The sequence below is a fragment of the Sinorhizobium sp. CCBAU 05631 genome (assembly GCF_002288505.1).
In the GTDB taxonomy this organism is placed as follows: Bacteria; Pseudomonadota; Alphaproteobacteria; order Rhizobiales; family Rhizobiaceae; genus Sinorhizobium; species Sinorhizobium fredii_C.
Genome location: NZ_CP023063.1, coordinates 1,698,393 through 1,715,390 on the forward strand (window position 1 = coordinate 1,698,393; position 16,998 = coordinate 1,715,390).

General features: G+C 63.7%; 14 protein-coding genes. 7 read left to right on the forward strand and 7 right to left on the reverse strand.

Annotated elements, in window-relative coordinates; translation table 11 throughout:
• Positions 1-16 precede the first annotated feature (16 nt).
• Positions 17-2,680, reverse strand: coding sequence for an alanine--tRNA ligase (gene alaS / locus SS05631_RS08450; RefSeq protein ID WP_037424469.1), 2,664 nt, complete (start codon positions 2,678-2,680; stop codon positions 17-19).
• A 225-nt stretch (positions 2,681-2,905) separates the two neighbouring features.
• Positions 2,906-3,991: a recombinase RecA gene (gene recA, locus SS05631_RS08455; protein ID WP_037424417.1), complete on the reverse strand. Its 1,086-nt coding sequence runs from the start codon at positions 3,989-3,991 to the stop codon at positions 2,906-2,908.
• A 231-nt stretch (positions 3,992-4,222) separates the two neighbouring features.
• Here recA and SS05631_RS08460 point away from each other — a divergent pair, with 231 nt between their 5' ends.
• Together SS05631_RS08460 and SS05631_RS08465 are read left to right on the forward strand one after the other, a co-directional pair.
• Complete coding sequence (locus SS05631_RS08460; protein WP_037424415.1) at positions 4,223-5,170, forward strand: carbohydrate kinase family protein; 948 nt, start codon at positions 4,223-4,225, stop codon at positions 5,168-5,170.
• Positions 5,171-5,256: 86 nt separating this feature from the next.
• Positions 5,257-6,195: a pseudouridine-5'-phosphate glycosidase gene (locus SS05631_RS08465; RefSeq protein ID WP_037424413.1), complete on the forward strand. Its 939-nt coding sequence runs from the start codon at positions 5,257-5,259 to the stop codon at positions 6,193-6,195.
• A 47-nt stretch (positions 6,196-6,242) separates the two neighbouring features.
• Here the strand turns inward: SS05631_RS08465 and SS05631_RS08470 are convergent, their stop codons facing one another.
• The gene (locus tag SS05631_RS08470; protein ID WP_037424411.1) at positions 6,243-8,855 is read right to left on the reverse strand and encodes a PAS domain-containing sensor histidine kinase; all 2,613 of its coding nucleotides are present in this window, start codon (positions 8,853-8,855) and stop codon (positions 6,243-6,245) included.
• Between the two features lie 362 nt (positions 8,856-9,217).
• Between SS05631_RS08470 and SS05631_RS08475 the strand changes: the two genes are divergently transcribed.
• The gene (locus tag SS05631_RS08475; RefSeq protein WP_095677951.1) at positions 9,218-10,246 is read left to right on the forward strand and encodes a flagellar biosynthetic protein FliO; all 1,029 of its coding nucleotides are present in this window, start codon (positions 9,218-9,220) and stop codon (positions 10,244-10,246) included.
• 90 nt (positions 10,247-10,336) lie between these two features.
• Here SS05631_RS08475 and dksA read toward each other — a convergent pair whose 3' ends face one another.
• Positions 10,337-10,756, reverse strand: coding sequence for an RNA polymerase-binding protein DksA (gene dksA, locus SS05631_RS08480; RefSeq protein WP_012708186.1), 420 nt, complete (start codon positions 10,754-10,756; stop codon positions 10,337-10,339).
• A gap of 414 nt (positions 10,757-11,170) precedes the next feature.
• Between dksA and SS05631_RS08485 the strand changes: the two genes are divergently transcribed.
• The 4 genes from SS05631_RS08485 to SS05631_RS08500 all read left to right on the forward strand — a co-directional run bounded on the left by SS05631_RS08485 (position 11,171) and on the right by SS05631_RS08500 (position 15,053).
• On the forward strand, positions 11,171-11,704 hold the full coding sequence (locus SS05631_RS08485; protein WP_037424403.1) for a histidine phosphatase family protein: 534 nt from the start codon (positions 11,171-11,173) through the stop codon (positions 11,702-11,704).
• 138 nt (positions 11,705-11,842) lie between these two features.
• Positions 11,843-13,330: a YcjX family protein gene (locus SS05631_RS08490; RefSeq protein ID WP_037424401.1), complete on the forward strand. Its 1,488-nt coding sequence runs from the start codon at positions 11,843-11,845 to the stop codon at positions 13,328-13,330.
• Positions 13,327-14,406, forward strand: coding sequence for a TIGR01620 family protein (locus tag SS05631_RS08495; RefSeq protein ID WP_037424396.1), 1,080 nt, complete (start codon positions 13,327-13,329; stop codon positions 14,404-14,406). Before SS05631_RS08490 ends, SS05631_RS08495 begins: the two co-directional genes overlap by 4 nt.
• 95 nt (positions 14,407-14,501) lie before the next feature.
• Positions 14,502-15,053 (forward strand): hypothetical protein, encoded by a 552-nt coding sequence (locus SS05631_RS08500; RefSeq protein WP_037424393.1) that lies wholly within the window; start codon positions 14,502-14,504, stop codon positions 15,051-15,053.
• Between the two features lie 74 nt (positions 15,054-15,127).
• Here the strand turns inward: SS05631_RS08500 and folK are convergent, their stop codons facing one another.
• Genes folK through folP form a run of 3 tightly spaced genes read right to left on the reverse strand, consistent with a single transcriptional unit; the run spans position 15,128 to position 16,876 of the window.
• On the reverse strand, positions 15,128-15,652 hold the full coding sequence (gene folK, locus SS05631_RS08505) for a 2-amino-4-hydroxy-6-hydroxymethyldihydropteridine diphosphokinase (protein ID WP_037424391.1): 525 nt from the start codon (positions 15,650-15,652) through the stop codon (positions 15,128-15,130).
• Positions 15,639-16,010, reverse strand: a complete 372-nt coding sequence (folB, locus tag SS05631_RS08510) for a dihydroneopterin aldolase (protein WP_037424388.1) — start codon at positions 16,008-16,010, stop codon at positions 15,639-15,641. Before folB ends, folK begins: the two co-directional genes overlap by 14 nt.
• Positions 16,007-16,876, reverse strand: a complete 870-nt coding sequence (gene folP, locus SS05631_RS08515) for a dihydropteroate synthase (RefSeq protein WP_037424386.1) — start codon at positions 16,874-16,876, stop codon at positions 16,007-16,009. The genes folB and folP overlap by 4 nt, the downstream gene beginning before the upstream one ends.
• Between the last annotated feature and the right edge of the window lie 122 nt (positions 16,877-16,998).

Sequence of the window (16,998 nt, forward strand, 5' to 3'; positions counted from 1 at the left end):
TCCGCACCAGCGCCGTTCAACCGGCGAGCGCGACGGCGACCGCCTCGATCGCCTCGGCGGCGCGTCCGCCGTCCGGGCCGCCCGCCTGGGCCATGTCCGGCCGCCCACCGCCACCCTTGCCGCCGAGCGCAGCCGAGGCGACGCGCACCAGATCGATGGCGCTAACTTTGGACGTCAGGTCGTCGGTGACGGCCACGACCGCACTCGCCTTGCCGTCACCCGAGACGCCGACGAAGGCGACGACGCCGGAACCGAGCGTCTTCTTGCCATCGTCGGCAAGGCTTTTCAGATCCTTCGGCTCGACGCCGGAAATGACCTTGCCGAGGAAGCGGACGCCGCCGATCTCGCGGGCCGCGTCGCCCGAGCCGTTCTGGCCGTCACCGACGAGGGCGAGCTTCTTCTTCGCCTCGGTGAGTTCGCGTTCAAGCTTGCGCCGCTCGTCGAGCAGCGCCTCGACCCGCCCGAGGACGTCCGCGGGCTGGACCTTCAGGGCCGATGCCAGCGTCTTGACGCGCTCATCCTGTTCGTTGAGGTAGGCTCGCGCGGCTTCGCCGGTCAGCGCCTCGATACGCCGCACGCCGGCGCCGACGGCACTTTCCGAGACAACGCGCACAAGGCCGATGTCGCCGGTTGCGGAGACGTGCGTGCCGCCGCAGAGCTCGACCGAATAGGGTTTTCCGGCCTTCGAGCCGCGAATGCCCTGGCCCATCGACACGACTCGGACCTCGTCCCCGTATTTTTCGCCGAAGAGCGCCATGGCACCCTCGGCGATGGCATCGTCGACGCTCATTAGCCTCGTGGTCACCGGCGTGTTCTGAACGATGATCTCGTTGGCCATTTCCTCGACGACCTTCAGCTCCTCGGCCGACATCGGTTTCGGATGCGAAACGTCGAAGCGCAGCCGCTCGGGGGCGACGAGCGAGCCCTTTTGCGCCACGTGCGTGCCAAGCACCTCGCGCAGCGCCTCATGCAGCAGGTGGGTTGCCGAATGGTTGGCGCGCAGGCGCGAACGGCGGGCATGGTCGACGGTAAGCGCGGCTGCCTCGCCCCTTTTGATGATGCCTTCCGAGACGGTTCCGTAATGGACGAATAGCCCTTCGCCGCGCTTCTGCGTGTCGGTAACCGCAAGCTTGCCCGTTTCGGTGGCAATGACGCCCGTGTCACCCATCTGGCCGCCGGATTCCCCGTAGAAGGGCGTCTGGTTCAGGATCAGCTGGACGGTCTCGCCCTTGGTGGCGGACTCGACGACCGCACCGTCGCGGACGATCGCCTGGATCACACCCTCAGCCGATTCCGTGTCGTAGCCGAGGAAGTCGGTGGCGCCGTGCTTTTCCTTGAGCTCGAACCAGATCGTCTCGGTGGCCGCTTCGCCGGAACCGGCCCAGTTGGCGCGGGCTTCGGCCTTCTGCCGCTGCATGGCGGTGGAAAACGCATCCGTGTCAACGGTGATGCCCTTGGCCCGCAGCGCGTCCTGGGTCAGGTCGAGCGGGAAGCCGTAGGTGTCGTAGAGCTTGAAGGCCGTTTCGCCGTCGAACCGGTCGCCTTCCGAAAGGCCCGCCGAAGCATCCGCCAAAAGGTTCAGGCCTCGCTCGAGCGTCTTGCGGAAGCGCGTCTCTTCGAGCTTCAGCGTTTCGGAAATCAGCGCCTCGGCCCGGACCAGTTCCGGATAGGCGCGGCCCATCTGGCCGACAAGCGCCGGCAGCAGCTTCCACATCAGCGGCTCCTGCGCGCCAAGCAGCTGCGCATGGCGCATGGCGCGGCGCATGATGCGGCGCAGCACATAGCCACGGCCTTCGTTGGAAGGCAGCACGCCGTCGGCGATCAGGAAAGCGGAGGAACGCAGGTGGTCGGCGATGACGCGGTGGCTCGCGCGGCGGTCACCCTCCGCCTTGACGCCGGTCGCCTCCTCGGAGGCTGCGATCAGGGCGCGGAACAGATCGATGTCGTAATTGTCGTGCTGGCCCTGCAGCACGGCGGCGACGCGCTCGAGACCCATGCCAGTGTCGATCGACGGCCGCGGCAGGTTGACCCGCTCTTCCTTGGTGACCTGCTCGTATTGCATGAAGACGAGGTTCCAGATCTCGATGAAGCGGTCGCCGTCTTCCTCGGCCGAGCCGGGCGGGCCGCCCCAGATCTGCTCGCCGTGGTCATAAAAGATTTCCGAGCAGGGACCGCAGGGACCGGTATCGCCCATCGCCCAGAAATTGTCGCTGGTCGGAATGCGAATGATGCGCTCGTCGCTGAGGCCGGCGATCTTCTTCCAGAGGTCAAATGCCTCGTCGTCGGTATGGTAGACAGTGACGAGCAGGCGCTTGGCGTCGAGCCCGTATTCCTTGGTGATCAGGCTCCAAGCGAGCTCGATCGCCCGTTCCTTGAAATAATCGCCGAAGGAGAAGTTGCCGAGCATCTCGAAGAAAGTGTGGTGCCGGGCCGTGTAGCCGACATTGTCGAGGTCGTTGTGCTTGCCGCCGGCGCGCACGCATTTCTGCGCCGTCGCCGCGGTCGAATAGGGCCGCTGCTCGAGACCGGTGAAGACGTTCTTGAACTGCACCATGCCGGCATTGGTGAACATCAGGGTCGGGTCGTTGCGCGGCACCAGAGGGCTCGACGGCACGATTTCGTGACCGTTCTTGCGGAAATAGTCGAGAAACATCGACCGGATTTCATTCACGCCGCTCATCTTGCGTCCTATCTGTGCACATGCCGGCTGCAACCCAGCGCGTTTTCCGCGCATTGCGCCGTTTTCCTTCAACCCCGCGTCTACCACGCATAGCCGCCTCGCCGATGACGCCGTCACCGGAACCACAGGCTTTTATCTTCCGCATATCATGCTGTCCAGACGGCAGCAAAAACCGGCCGATCTGATCGACGGCCGGTTGATGGCATGCAAACTGAAGTTTGGCTCTTACATGTCGGCCGCTTCGTCGCCTTCGCTCTCCGGCCCGCCATTTTCCAGGAACCGGTCGGCAATCAGCCCGGCGTTCTGCCGCAAGGCCATCTCGATTTCTCGAGCGAGATCGGGATTGTCGCGCAGGAACAGCTTGGCATTTTCACGCCCCTGCCCCAGGCGCTGGCTGTTGTAGGAGAACCAGGCGCCGGACTTCTCGACAATGCCGGCCTTGACGCCGAGGTCGATCAGTTCGCCGGTCTTGGAAACGCCTTCGCCATACATGATGTCGAACTCCACCTGCTTGAAGGGCGGCGCCATCTTGTTCTTGACGACCTTGACGCGGGTCTGGTTGCCGACGACTTCCTCGCGCTCCTTGACCGAGCCGATGCGGCGGATGTCGAGGCGGACCGACGCGTAGAACTTCAGTGCGTTGCCGCCCGTCGTCGTTTCCGGCGAGCCGAACATCACGCCGATCTTCATGCGGATCTGGTTGATGAAGATCACCATGCAGTTGGACTTGGAGATCGACGCGGTCAGCTTGCGCAGCGCCTGGCTCATCAGGCGGGCCTGCATGCCCGGCAGACTGTCGCCCATCTCGCCTTCGATTTCGGCACGCGGCACAAGCGCGGCCACCGAGTCGACCACAAGCACGTCGATCGCGCCGGAGCGAACCAGCGTGTCGGTGATTTCGAGCGCCTGCTCGCCCGTGTCGGGCTGCGAGATCAAGAGGTTCTCGAGGTCGACGCCGAGCTTGCGCGCATAGACCGGATCGAGCGCGTGTTCGGCGTCGACGAAGGCGCAGATGCCGCCCTTCTTCTGTGCCTCGGCAACGGTCTGCAGCGCCAAGGTCGTCTTGCCCGAGCTTTCCGGTCCGTAAATCTCGATGATGCGGCCTTTCGGCAGGCCGCCGATGCCGAGCGCGATATCGAGGCCGAGCGACCCGGTCGAGACGGTTTCGATCTCGACGACGCTGTCCTTCGATCCGAGCTTCATGATCGATCCCTTGCCGAACGAACGTTCGATCTGGGAAAGAGCCGCTTCAAGTGCCTTGCTTTTGTCCACCGATTTGTCCTCTACGAGCCGCAAAGAGTTTTGTGCCATTGGGTCCACCTTTAGGTTATTGGAGCTATCGAGGCAATGAAGCCGCCGCAGGAGATTTTGTACATGCTTTGTTCTATTTTGGCAATGGCACTTCAAGTCCCTGAATCAAAATAGGTATCTTGTGAGTGTTCGATTCCTGTTCACGGGCTATTGTAGCGCATTTCCACAGGCTGCGCGGCAGTTCGCACGGGCTTCTCGCCATAGCGCCGATTCGCCGATAGAGGTGTTCGAATGACGAAGCGGGAAATCACCGTTCTGGGCGGCGCCCATGTCGACCGGCGCGGCCGTATCAGCGGCACGACGGTGCCTGGAGCGAGTAATCCCGGAACCTGGTTCGAGGAGGCGGGAGGCGGCGGCTTCAACGCCGCCAGGAATCTCGCGCGTCTCGGCCACCGGGTGCGGATGATCAGCCCGCGCGGCGGCGATCCGGCCGGTGATCTGGTGGCCGCCGCGGCCGCCGCTGCCGGCGTCATCGATTGCCCATTCATCTTTCTTGATCGCAAGACGCCGAGCTATACGGCAATCCTCGAAAAGGACGGCAATCTGGTGATCGCCCTTGCCGACATGGATCTCTACGGCTCGTTCTCGCCACGCCGGCTGCAGCAGCGTGCGACGCGCGAAATCCTCGCGTCGAGCGATCTCGTGCTCATGGACGCCAACCTGCCTCAAGAGACGCTGACGGCGCTGGTCGATGCGACGGCGGGACCGCACCGCATTCTTGCCGGCATCGCCGTTTCCCCGGCCAAGGTGGTCCGGTACCGCCAAAGCCTGACCGGCCTCGACTTCCTCTTCATGAACGAGGCGGAGGCGCGGGCGCTGACCGGCGCCGAGGCCGCCGACGTAGAGGAGTGGCCGTCACTGCTGCGGTCTGCAGGCCTTGCCGGCGGCGTCGTCACCCGCGGCGGCAAAGCAGCGGTTGCCTTCGACCGGGAAGGCGCCTGCCTGGCCATCCCGCCTGCCCTGCCCGCACTTGCAGACGTGACAGGCGCCGGCGACGCGCTGGCATCGGGCTTTCTCGCTGCCCGGCTCGCCGGCTTCGATCTCGCCGGCTGCCTCCGGCGCGGCATCGCCGCCGCCGTCCTGACGCTCCACTCGCTGCTAGCCGCCGCCGAGGAGATGTCGGCGGACAATCTCGCGCGGGTGCTGGCCCTTGTGCCGGAGCCCCAAATGCTGTCATGAAGTCCGCAGCCGAATTCCGGGCGGAAGGCGGAAATGCATGACGACTCCCGCCCGCCTGACGCTCCCCTCATCAGAAGCGAAAGACCATGACAAAATCCTCCTCGCCTTTCCTGCCCATCGAGTATTCCGATGAAGTCGCCGCCGCCAAGGCGCGCGGCGCGCCCATCGTGGCGCTGGAATCGACGATCATCACGCATGGCATGCCCTATCCGGGCAATCTCGAAATGGCGCGCAGCGTCGAAGCGATCATCCGCGACCAAGGAGCCATCCCTGCCACGATCGCGGTGATCCACGGCGTCCTTCATATCGGCCTCGATGACGCGAAGCTTGAGGCTCTTGCGAAAACCGAGGGCGCAATGAAGCTGTCGCGCGCCGACCTCGCCTTCGCCCTCGCCGAGCGCCGTACCGGCGCCACGACAGTCGCCGCAACGATGATCGCGGCGGCGCGGGCCGGCATCAGCGTCTTTGCGACCGGCGGCATCGGCGGCGTCCATCGCGGCGCGGAACAGAGTTTCGACATTTCCGCCGATCTGGACGAACTCGCCCGAACCGGCGTCATCGTCGTTTGCGCCGGCGCGAAGGCCATCCTCGACATTCCGAAGACGCTGGAAGTGCTGGAAACCAGGGGCGTCCCGGTCGTCACCTATGACAGCGAAACCTTCCCCGCCTTCTGGTCGCGCGATTCCGGCATCCGGAGCCCGCTGATGCTGAACAGCCCAGCGGCTATCGCGAATTTCCAGCGGATGCGCGAACTGCTCGGCGTCGATGGCGGCATGCTGGTCGCCAATCCTGTCCCGGAGGAAAGCCAGATTCCGCGGGAGGAGATGGAAATCTACATCGCGCGTGCTCTGGACAATGCGGCGAGCGACGAGATTATCGGCAAGGCGGTGACACCCTATCTGCTCGACAATCTCTTTCATATGACCGAGGGCCGGAGCCTCGAGACCAATATTGCGCTCGTCGAGAACAACGCGCGCCTCGCCGCCGAGATCGCCGTCGCATTGGCGGCAGGCGGGGCGAAGTAGAAGTAGAAGGACTTTGCGCCCGCCGCCCATAGGCGTCGGCCATCCTCTCAGGAATCCAGCATTTCCCGGACCGCCACTGCCAGTTGCTTCAGCGAGAACGGCTTCGGCAGGAAGCCGAACTTGGCATCGGCCGGCAAGTTGCGGGCAAAGGCATCTTCCGCATAGCCCGACACGAAAATGAACTTGAGGTTCGGGTATTTTTTTCGCAACTCGCGCAACAGCGTCGGGCCGTCCATCTCGGGCATTACCACATCCGAAACGACGATATCGACGGCGCCGTCGAGTTCGTCCATGATCTCCAGCGCCTCGACGCCCGATCCCGCCTCATGAACCGTATAGCCGCGGGTTTCGAGCATCCGCTTGCCGCCGCGACGGACCGCCTCCTCGTCCTCGACGAGGAGCACGACGGCAGAATCGCCGGTGAGGTCGGTAGGCTCCGCTTGTGCAGCCGGCGTCGTGGCTGCCTCCCTTGCCGATGGGCCGGCGGCACTCGCCTCACCCGGAGCGGCTTCCTCGCGCGCCTCGGCGATTTCCACATGGCGCGGCAACAGGATGCGGAATGTCGTGCCCTTGCCGACTTCCGACTCGGGATAGATGTAGCCGCCCGACTGCTTGACGATCCCATAGACCATCGACAGACCAAGGCCCGTGCCCTTGCCGACTTCCTTCGTCGTGAAGAAGGGCTCGAAGATCTTGTCCATGATCTCCGCCGGAATCCCGGTGCCCTGGTCGGAGACTTCCACCGTGACGAAATCATCTTCCGGCAGTTCGCGGCGTCCGAGTGCGGCGACTTCGCTCGCCGGCAGGTTTCGAGTCCGCAACGTGATGGTCCCGCCTTCAGGCATGGCGTCGCGCGCATTGACGGCGAGGTTTAACAGCACCTGCTCGAACTGGCCGAGATCGGTCCTCACCGGCCAAAGATCGCGGCCATAATCGACCTCGACCTTGACATTCGTGCCCGTCATGCGGTCGACCAGCATGCGCAGGTCGCCAATGACGTCGGTGAGGTTGAGGACGGTCGGCCGCATCGTCTGCTTGCGCGAGAAGGCGAGCAATTGCCGCACCAGGACGGCGGCGCGGTTGGCGTTCCGCTTGATTTCCATCAGGTCGGCGAAAGTCGCGTCGGCCGGCCGCGCCGAGAGCAGCAGGTGGTCGGCAGAAAGCAATATGGCCGTCAGCACGTTGTTGAAATCATGCGCGATGCCGCCGGCGAGCGTTCCGACCGCATTCATCTTCTGCGTCTGTGCCATCTGGTTCTCGAGCGCCTTCTGTTCGGTGATCTCCAGCGCATAGACGATCGCCGCCTCCTCGGGCGCCTGGTCGCTCTGGTCGATGACGGCATTCACGTAGAAGCGGAAGTGGCGTCCTTCATCAGCCGGATGGAGCGAATCGATCGGCGCGATGTCGCCCTGGCGGTCCTTTGCCGCGGCGAGCGCTTCTTCGAGTTGGCCTCGCTCGGTTTCGTTCAGGACGGCGTCGATCGTTATGCCGCGCTCGACGTCGTCCTGCGAGACAAGGCCGGCGAAGAGCTTCAGGAACGGTGCGTTGGTTCTGAGGATCCGCCCGGCGCCGTCCACCGAAGCGATAGCCATCGGCGTGTTGTTGAAGAAGCGCGTGAACCGCATCGCCGCGTTCGATGCCGATTGATCGCTGTCGTCGCCCTCGCGGGACATGACGATCGTCCGGCTCTCGCCCGGCGCACCGTCGCGCGTCGAGGAAACACGGTGGATCAGCCTTACCGGCAGGCTTTGGCCATTCCCCTTGCGCAGGTCGAGATCCAGAACCTTGGTCTTCTTGAGACCGGGCTCGGCCTGTACCGACTGGATGAGCGTAAGCCCCTCGCCCGCGACAAGATCGGCGATGCTGATCGCCCCCGGCTGGAACTTGGTGAGATCGATCCCGAGCCAATCGGCAAGCGTGGCGTTGATATAGAAGATTTCGCCCTTTCGCCCGGCCGAGAAAAAGCCGGCCGGAGCGTGATCGAGATAGTCGATGGCGTTCTGCAATTCCTTGAAAAAGCGCTCCTGGTCGTCGCGCTCGGCCGTGATGTCGGCTATCTGCCACAGATAGAGCGGGTTGCTGTTGGCATCCTCCAACGGCAGCACGCGCGCCTTCAGGCGAAACCAATGCGCTCCTGAGCCGGTCATTGCGCCATTCGCCAGAGGTTTGAGGAGGCGGAATTCCTCGTTCCCCTGCTTGCCTTCGCGCAGGCCGTTGGTCAGCCGATAGACCGCCTCCGTCGCCTCCCTGTTGCGCGACAGGATGGTTTCCAGCGATTGAATGCCGGCAGCACCTTTGGCACCGGTCAAGGCGCCGTAAGCGGCGTTCGCGTAGACGATGCGTCCCTTGCGGTCGGTGACCACCGTGCCGTCCTCATGCGCATCGAGAAAGGCGCGTGCCAGCTCATCCGGCCGCGACTGAGGCATGACCTCGATGAAGCCGATCACCGACGAAACTAGGAAGAATATCCCGACCATCGCCAGCACGCCGAGTATGCCGAGGACGATTTCGTTCTCGAGCTGGTTCTTGAAGACGACGAAGGCGGCAGCGGACGCGGTCAGCACGATCGCCAGCACGATGATCCTGAACACGGTACCCGGCCGGACGCCCCGGTCAACGACCGGCATCTGGTAATCACCTGACTGCCGCAATTTCGTCATCGGGTCCTCACCTGCTGGCGGAGCGTCCGCCGCTACACCGGTATCCCGCTGACTTGACGTGCCGCGCATCCGGCGGACGCTCAAGGGCTACCGTAATCCTTTGAATTGCCGCATAATTTATCCCCAAAACCGGCCCGGTTTAAGGTCCTATGCAGTCGCCGGCGTTCGCCGAGGCCTCGCGACCTCCGGGTGCCGCAGCCGCTTCGTCGAACTGGAATCATCTTTAACAATCAGAGATAACAGCAGAAAGCGTCTCGGCGGAAGCGCGGCGGTCAATTCACAGGGAATGTCGGGCGCAACCTTGTCCCGGCCTGAAAAAAGCCGTCAAATGTTGCAATTCGACCGGAAAAGGAGTTCAGCCCATGATGGAAACATTGGTCGGGGACAACGGTAGCCGATTCGTCATCGCCGCCGGAGCCGTCGCCGTCGGCCTTCTGTGCCTCGTGGCGGTGCTCTGGATCATGCGAAACAGGCCCTCGTCCCCCTTCGTGCGGGGCGGCAAGAACCGCCAGCCGCGGCTCGCCGTGCTCGATGCCGCCGCCGTCGACACGCGCCGCCGGCTCGTGCTCGTCCGCCGCGACGACGTCGAGCATCTGATCATGATCGGCGGACCAACTGATATCGTCATCGAGAGCCGCATCGTGGCCGATGACGGGGCGGCCGCAGCTGCTCCCGTCGCCGCGACGGTGGAACAGCCGGCCCCCAAGTCCCCGGTCGCGCCCCAGCAGGCGGCGCCAGCCCCTCAACCCGTTTCGGCGTCGACACCTGCGGAAGCCGCAAAGCAAGAGCCGGTGCGGCCGGCGGGGTCGGATGAGCCGCCGCGGGCCGTGCCCGTGCGGGAGCCGGAGCCCGCGCCAAAGCCCTCGGAAACCGTGCAGCAACGTCCCCTGCCAGTCGAACCGCCGCCTCGGCCGGAACCCGTCGTCAGGACCTCGCCGCCCGCCCCTGCCATCCTCCCGGTATCCGCCCCGCAAACGCCCCAAGACATGCTGAGCGCGGCGCGCGAGCGGATCGTTCCTATGGCCCAACCCTCGCGCGAAGAGCGATTTCCGCAGCCGATAGCGGCGACGCGGGAGCCTCCGCGGCCCGTCCAGATCCCGCCCATTCCCCGGCTGGCCGAACCCGTTGCGGTCGAAAGTCCGACGGCGGTGGAGAGGCCGGCCGCCGTCGACAAGGCGGCGGACTTCGAACGGTTCCTCGACGCGGAGATTAGCGGTGATCTCCAGCGGCTCTCATCCACGGTGGCGCCCAAGCCGGAGGCCCGCCCAATGGCCGCCGCCCGCCAGGAACCGATCCTCGGCCCGCCACTGGAAGAAGGCCGCAAGGAAGCGTCGATCGAGGAGGAGATGAGCCGCATGCTGGCTGATATCTCTGCTGGCCGCAAACCCTGAACTGCGGCGCAGACATACCTGTTTTCCCATCGGACAAAAAAACGGCGCGACCATGTCGCGCCGTTTTTTTGTAAGTCTCCAAGCTCGGGCTTACTCGTCGCGGTAGACCTTCTCGCGACGTTCGTGACGCTCCTGCGCTTCGATCGAAAGCGTCGCAATCGGCCTGGCATCCAGGCGCTTCAAGCCGATCGGCTCACCCGTTTCCTCGCAATAGCCGTAGGTGCCTTCATCGAGGCGCTGCAAGGCGGCGTCGATCTTGGCGATGAGCTTCCTCTGACGATCCCGGGCGCGCAATTCGATCGCACGGTCTGTTTCTGAGGAGGCTCGATCTGCGAGATCCGGATGATTGGCGCTCTCCTCAGCCAGATGGTCCAGAGTCTCACGAGCTTCGCGAAGGATATCGTTTTTCCAGGCATTCAGCTTTGCACGAAAATATGCCCGATGGTTGGCATTCATGAAATCCTCGTCCTCGGAGAGGACATAGGTACTAAGATCGATCTTCTCACTCAACGCGATTCTCCTGAAGAACATCTCATTGCGGCGGTGTATAGACCTATGAAGGGCTTGATTCAAGCCTCGCGGAGGACACCTACGCTTATTTTAACAATGCTTGCATTCCAGGCTAACTGGCGAATATTTCATCAAAATTACACATGAAACACTCTCCATAATATTCCCGTCGGCGCTCGGCAGCAAGCCTGCGCCGTCACCTAGAGTGGTGTCTGCGTCGCGCCTCAACTACGTTGCCAATTGCGACATCTGGTGTGCGGAGTGCGGCATGTCAATGCTGCCGTGCTTGCCGCGCGAAATCCGTGGAGAACGGCTTGATCTTTGCGCCGACAGCGAGACAAGTTAGCGATGCGACGATAATCCGCGAAAGATGCAATGCGCGGCACTTCGGCGGCATCAGATTCGGATGGATATATGCAAGACAGTGCTCCGGCATTCCGCCTCATCCTCCTGCGTCACGCCCGCTCCGGCTGGGCGCTGCCCGGGCAACGGGATTTCGACCGCACGCTGGACGAGACTGGCTATGCCGAGGCGGAGTTGATTGCGCAAGGTGCGGCCGATCATGGGCTTTGCCCGGATCTTGTTCTGTGCTCGACCGCGGTTCGCTGCCGCCAGACCGCCGAACCGTTCCGCCGGGCGCTTGGCGAAGACATTGACATCCGCTACGTCGACCAACTCTATGCCGGACCTGCAGCCGTCTATACCGACCTTATCAAGATTCACGCGGACAGGACGTGTCTCATGGTGGTCGGGCACAATCCCATGATCGAGGACGTTTTTCGCAGCTACCTTGGCGAGCAGCAATCCGCAACCGCCTTGGAGAACGGCTATCCGCCTGCAGGGCTGGCGGTCATCGATTTCTCGGCACGCTCAAGTGCCGGGCGCATCTCGGCTGCGGCGCTTTCGACATTGCTGCTTCCGAAGCCCGAGGAAGTCGTCAGGCGATAGACCTCGCCGCTTTCCAAACAGCTGTGCGTCATTGCGCCGACCGAAACACTTCCTATATCGCCAAACACGTGGATGCCCGTAACCCGATGGGATATCGGCAGCAGCAATGGAAAGATCGAACCCAAGGGGCGGAAACATTTGGCGTCCTTAGTGACCAGCTTCAAAGACGGCGCCCTGATCGCCTTGGACAACCTCGCCGATCGCGCGGCCGGGCTCGTCAGCCCGTCCCTCCGGCTCGGCGTGACCGGTCTGTCACGGGCAGGCAAGACCGTCTTCATCTCCTCGCTGGTGCATAACCTGCTGAACGGCGGGCGCCTCCCGGTATTCGAACCGGTCCGTTCGGGGCGGGTGTCCAAGGTAAGGCTCGAGCCGCAGCCGGACGATGCGGTGCCGCGCTTTCAGTACGAGGACCATATCGCCGCTCTCGTGCGTGACCGGGTCTGGCCGGACTCAACGAGGGCCATCTCGCAATTGCGCATCACCCTCGATTACGAAAGCGCCAGCGGCTGGAACCGGATGTTTTCCGCCGGGCGCTTGTCGATTGATATTGTCGACTATCCGGGCGAGTGGCTCCTGGATCTGCCCCTGCTCGCGCTCGATTTCCGGCAGTTCAGCGCGACGACCGTCAAGCGGGCGCGAATCGGCGCGCGCGCCGCACTGTCTCGCGAATGGCTGGCACTCGCCTCAGCGAGCGGCGCTGAAACCGCGGCCGACGAAGGCAGCGCCCGCCGCCTCGCCGAAAGCTTCACTGCGTATCTGAAGGCGTGCAAGGAGGACGACCACTCGCTCTCCACCCTGCCGCCCGGCCGTTTCCTGATGCCCGGCGACCTCGAAGGGTCTCCCGCGCTCACCTTCTCTCCGCTCCCGAACCTGCCTGAAGGCCGGGCGCCCAAGGGTTCGCTCTGGGCGATGATGGAGCGGCGGTACGAGGCCTATAAGACGCATGTGGTGAGCCCGTTCTTCCGCGAGCATTTTGCCCGGCTCGACCGCCAGATCGTGCTCGTCGACGCGCTGCAGGCGATCAATCGCGGCCCGGAGGCTTTGAGGGACTTGGAACAGGCGCTCGCCGACGTGCTTGCCTGCTTCCGGCCGGGCACCAATTCCTGGCTCTCCGCCTTCCTCACGCGCCGGATAGATCGGGTGCTGATCGCCGCGACGAAGGCCGATCACCTTCACCATGAGAGCCATGATCGGCTCGAGCGAATCGCCGCGCGGCTCGTCGGCCGTGCCGCGGACCGCATCGGCATGAGCGGCGCCGGCCTGGAGGTCATGGCGCTCGCCTCCGTCCGGGCGACGCGCGAGGCGACGGTCAATCATGACGGACACGCCCTGCCCGTCATTGTCGGCACGCCGATTGCTGGTGAGCGGGTCAATGGAGACGTCTTTGATGGAGAGAGAAAAACAGCCATATTTCCTGGTGATTTACCGGAAAATCCTGAAGTTCTTTTTCAGGAAATTGGCGGCAGTCCCGTCTCTCCCCGATCCGACCATGCGATGCCGGAGCTGAATTTCGTGCGTTTCCGTCCCCCCCACCTCGAAGAGACGCGCGGCGGCTTGAAACTCTCCGTGCCGCATATCCGGCTCGACCGGGCCATGCAGTTCCTGCTTGGAGATCGACTGGCATGAGCGACGAATCCAAGCATCGCCCCCGTAAACCTGCGGTTTTCCCGATCGAATCCGAAACGCCTACGGCGCAGCGCACGCAGACGCCAGCGCGCACACCCGCAAGTTTCAGCGACAAGGTCATGTTGACGCCCGACGCAGAGGACCCGTTCATTGCGACGACCGCTGCAGTCGAGGCGCTCGATCCGCCCGAGGCGCGGCCGCGCCGGCATCGGTTCTCCTTCGGCAAGGTCGCCGCCTCGGCATTTGCCCTTGTCCTGTCGCTCGCCGCGGGACTGTGGATCGACCACCTGGTGCGCGATCTGTTCTCGCGCGCCGATTGGCTCGGCTATACGGCGATCGCTGCCGTGGCCGTCGGTACCCTCGCCTTCCTCGTCGTGGTCGGCCGCGAACTTGGCGGCTTGATGCAACTGACGGCGATCCAGAAACTCAAATCCGAGGTCGCCGAAGCAACGGCGCTCGGCAACAGCAAGGCCGCACGAGCCACGCTCGGGCGACTGGTCCATCTGCTTGCCGCCAATCCCCGAACCGCCAAGGGCCGAGCGCGGCTTGCGGAATCCGAGGACGAGATCATCGACGCGCCGCAGCTTGTCGAACTGACCGAGCGCGAACTCCTCGCCCCGCTCGACCGCGACGCCCGCCGAATCATTCTGGCCGCCTCGAAACGCGTCTCGATCGTCACCGCCGTCAGCCCCCGCGCCCTCGTCGATCTCGGTTACGTCCTCTACGAGTCGGCGCGGATGATTCGGGCGATGGCCGAGCTCTACGGCGGCAGGCCCGGCACGCTCGGGCTCATCCGGCTGATGCGCGACGTGATCGCCCATCTGGCGGTCACCGGCTCCATCGCCGCCGGCGACAGTTTGATCCAGCAGATCCTGGGCCACGGTCTGGCCTCCAAACTCTCCGCGCGGCTCGGCGAAGGCGTGATCAACGGCCTGATGACGGCGCGTATCGGCATTGCTGCCATGGACCTGTGTCGGCCGATGCCGTTCCGCGCTTTGAAACGCCCCGGCATTGGCGATTTTCTGGCGGATTTGACGCCCGGCGCTTCGAAGTCCGAAGGCGCGAACGGCGCCTGATGCATGCTTGCGGAGGCAGCGCAGAAACCCTCCATTAACCATTTTAGCGCAAATGTGGTTGCCAGATTTCGACGTTGACCCATCAAGGATCGATCATGTTCTCGCGCCCTTCTTTGATTGTTCGCGGCGTTGCCGCCATCGCGCTTGCAGCCACTGCCGGCATTGCGACGCCTGCGTCTTCCGGCGCCCGGGACAAGGCCTTCTTTGAAAAGGTCGCCGGCCAATGGAAAGGCCCCGGCGAGATCGTCGCCGGCAAATACAAAGGCACCAAGTTCACCTGCGATCTGACAGGCGAGCCGACCGCAGGCAGAGAGGCCGGCATCAAGCTCGACGGCTTCTGCCGCGTCGGCGTTTTCAAGCAGCCAATGTCGGCGATGATTACCCAAAAGGGCGGCAGCTACACCGGAAAGTTCCTCGACGGCGCGGACGGTAAGGGCCTGGACGTCGTTTCCGGCAACGTCGCCAGCGACAAGGTCGTCGTTGGAATCAACCGCAAGAAATTGAATGGTGCGATGATCGCCCGCCTGCAGGACGCAGAAACGATGAACATCACCATCTCCGTCAAGGTCGAGGAGACGATGGTGCCGGTCATCGGCGTCAGCCTCAACAGGCAGATGGACAATATCGCCGTCGGCTCGATCAAATAGCTGTATCGTTCGGATCGAGCACTGGCGGGCCGAGAGCGCCCGCCCCCCCCCCCGGGATGCGGATCGGTTCGCCGTCAATCGCGGACCCGCCACCAGTCGGCCATTTCGTCGGCCACCTCTATTCCAGTCACATCTGCATCCGTCAGCCACTCGCCGACCGTTCTGCCGGCGACGTTCAGATCGGCCGCGAAGTCGGCGAGAGGCATCAACACGAAACCACGCTCCGTCATGCGCGGATGCGGCAATTGCAGCCGGTCACCGGCCAAATTCGCTCCTTCGAAGGTCAGGAGATCGATATCGATGGTCCGCGGGCCCCAGCGCTCCTTGCGGACCCGCTTCATCACACGCTCGATCTCGAGACAAATTTCAAGCAGGGCCTCCGGATCGAGAGTCGTTTCTACCGCCGCGCAAGCATTGAAGAACCAGTCCTGGTCCGTCTTGCCCCAGGGCGGGGTCCGGTAGAGCCGCGACACTGCCGTGACCTGGCAGTCCGGTCGCTCATCGAGCGCCCGCAACGCATCGGCCATCGCGCGGCACGGATCGCCGATATTGCCACCCAGCCCCAGCGTAGCGTACCGCCACCTGCTATTCGGCGACATGCTCGACCGTGACCTCGACGTAGTCCAGGACGCCCGGGACCGGCGCATTGGGCTTGCGAATGGAAACTTTGGCCCGCCGTATCTGCTGGAACCGCGCACACAATGTCTTGGCGACTTCGAGAGCGAGAGCCTCGATCAGGTAGCGCCTGCGCCCCGTCACAATCCTTTCGATCTCGGCAAAGGCGATTCCGTAATGCACGGTGTCGTCGATGCAGTCTTCGGCCAGCGCCGTGCCCTGCTCAACCTCGAGTTCAGCATCCACGAAGAAGCGCTGGCCGAGAAACTCCTCCTCGTCAAGCACGCCATGGCGCGCAAAGAAGGCGCAGTTTTTCAGGGTAATGATGTAGGTCGCAGTCATGGCTTCATGTCCCGTCGGCTGTTCTTTGCGTCGAGCATAGCATCCGCCATCGCCAGTGCATCCCTGTTGATTGCGACATCATGCACCCGAAAGATCGCCGCCCCGGCAATTCTGAGGAGCGCGGTCGTCGCCGCTGTACCGACGTCGCGGTCTTTCGCATCGCGACCGGTAACGGCGCCGATGAAGCGCTTGCGCGATGTGCCGACCAGGAATGGCAGGCCGAACCGATGCAATTCCGCAAATCGCGCCATCAGCTCCAAATTTTCATCCGCTCCCTTCGCGAAGCCATAACCGGGGTCGAGGACGATCCGGTCGCGTGCGACGCCCGCCTCGGCGGCAATCTCCAGCGAACGGTTTAGAAATTGGAATTGATCCTCGATGACGTCGCCGAGCTTCTGCCGATCGCGCCCTGTATGCATGACGCAAAGCCCTGCGCCCGTCTCGGCAGCCACTTGCGCGATCGCCGGTTCCCGCTGCAGACCGTGCACGTCGTTGACAATATGAGCGCCGGCTTCGATGGCCAGGCGCGCCGTTTCGGCGCGATAGGTGTCGACCGAGATGATTGCATCGGTCCGGCCCGCCAGTGCCTCGATGACCGGCAAAATACGTGCCTGCTCCTCGCCCGCATCGACCGGATCCGCATCGGGGCGGGTCGACTCGCCACCGATGTCGAGGATCGCCGCGCCGTCCTCGAGGGCGCGCATCGCCGCGGCGACAGCAACGGTGGCGTCTGCAAAGCGGCCGCCATCGGAGAAGGAATCCGGCGTCACATTGATGATCGCCATCAGAACACCGCGCGGCCCCAGTTCGAGGCTGCGCCCGTGCGCCAACGGCCAGCGAGATTTTTGGAATGGATCGTAGGTCATTGTCTTTGCCCGGTCCGCGGCTTGAGGAGCGCCATCCCGGGTCGGCAATGCGGAAGAGCGCGCGCCTTTGAAAGCAAAGGGTTAGCACGATTCTTTCACGTGGTTGGCTCTTTGTCGACTTC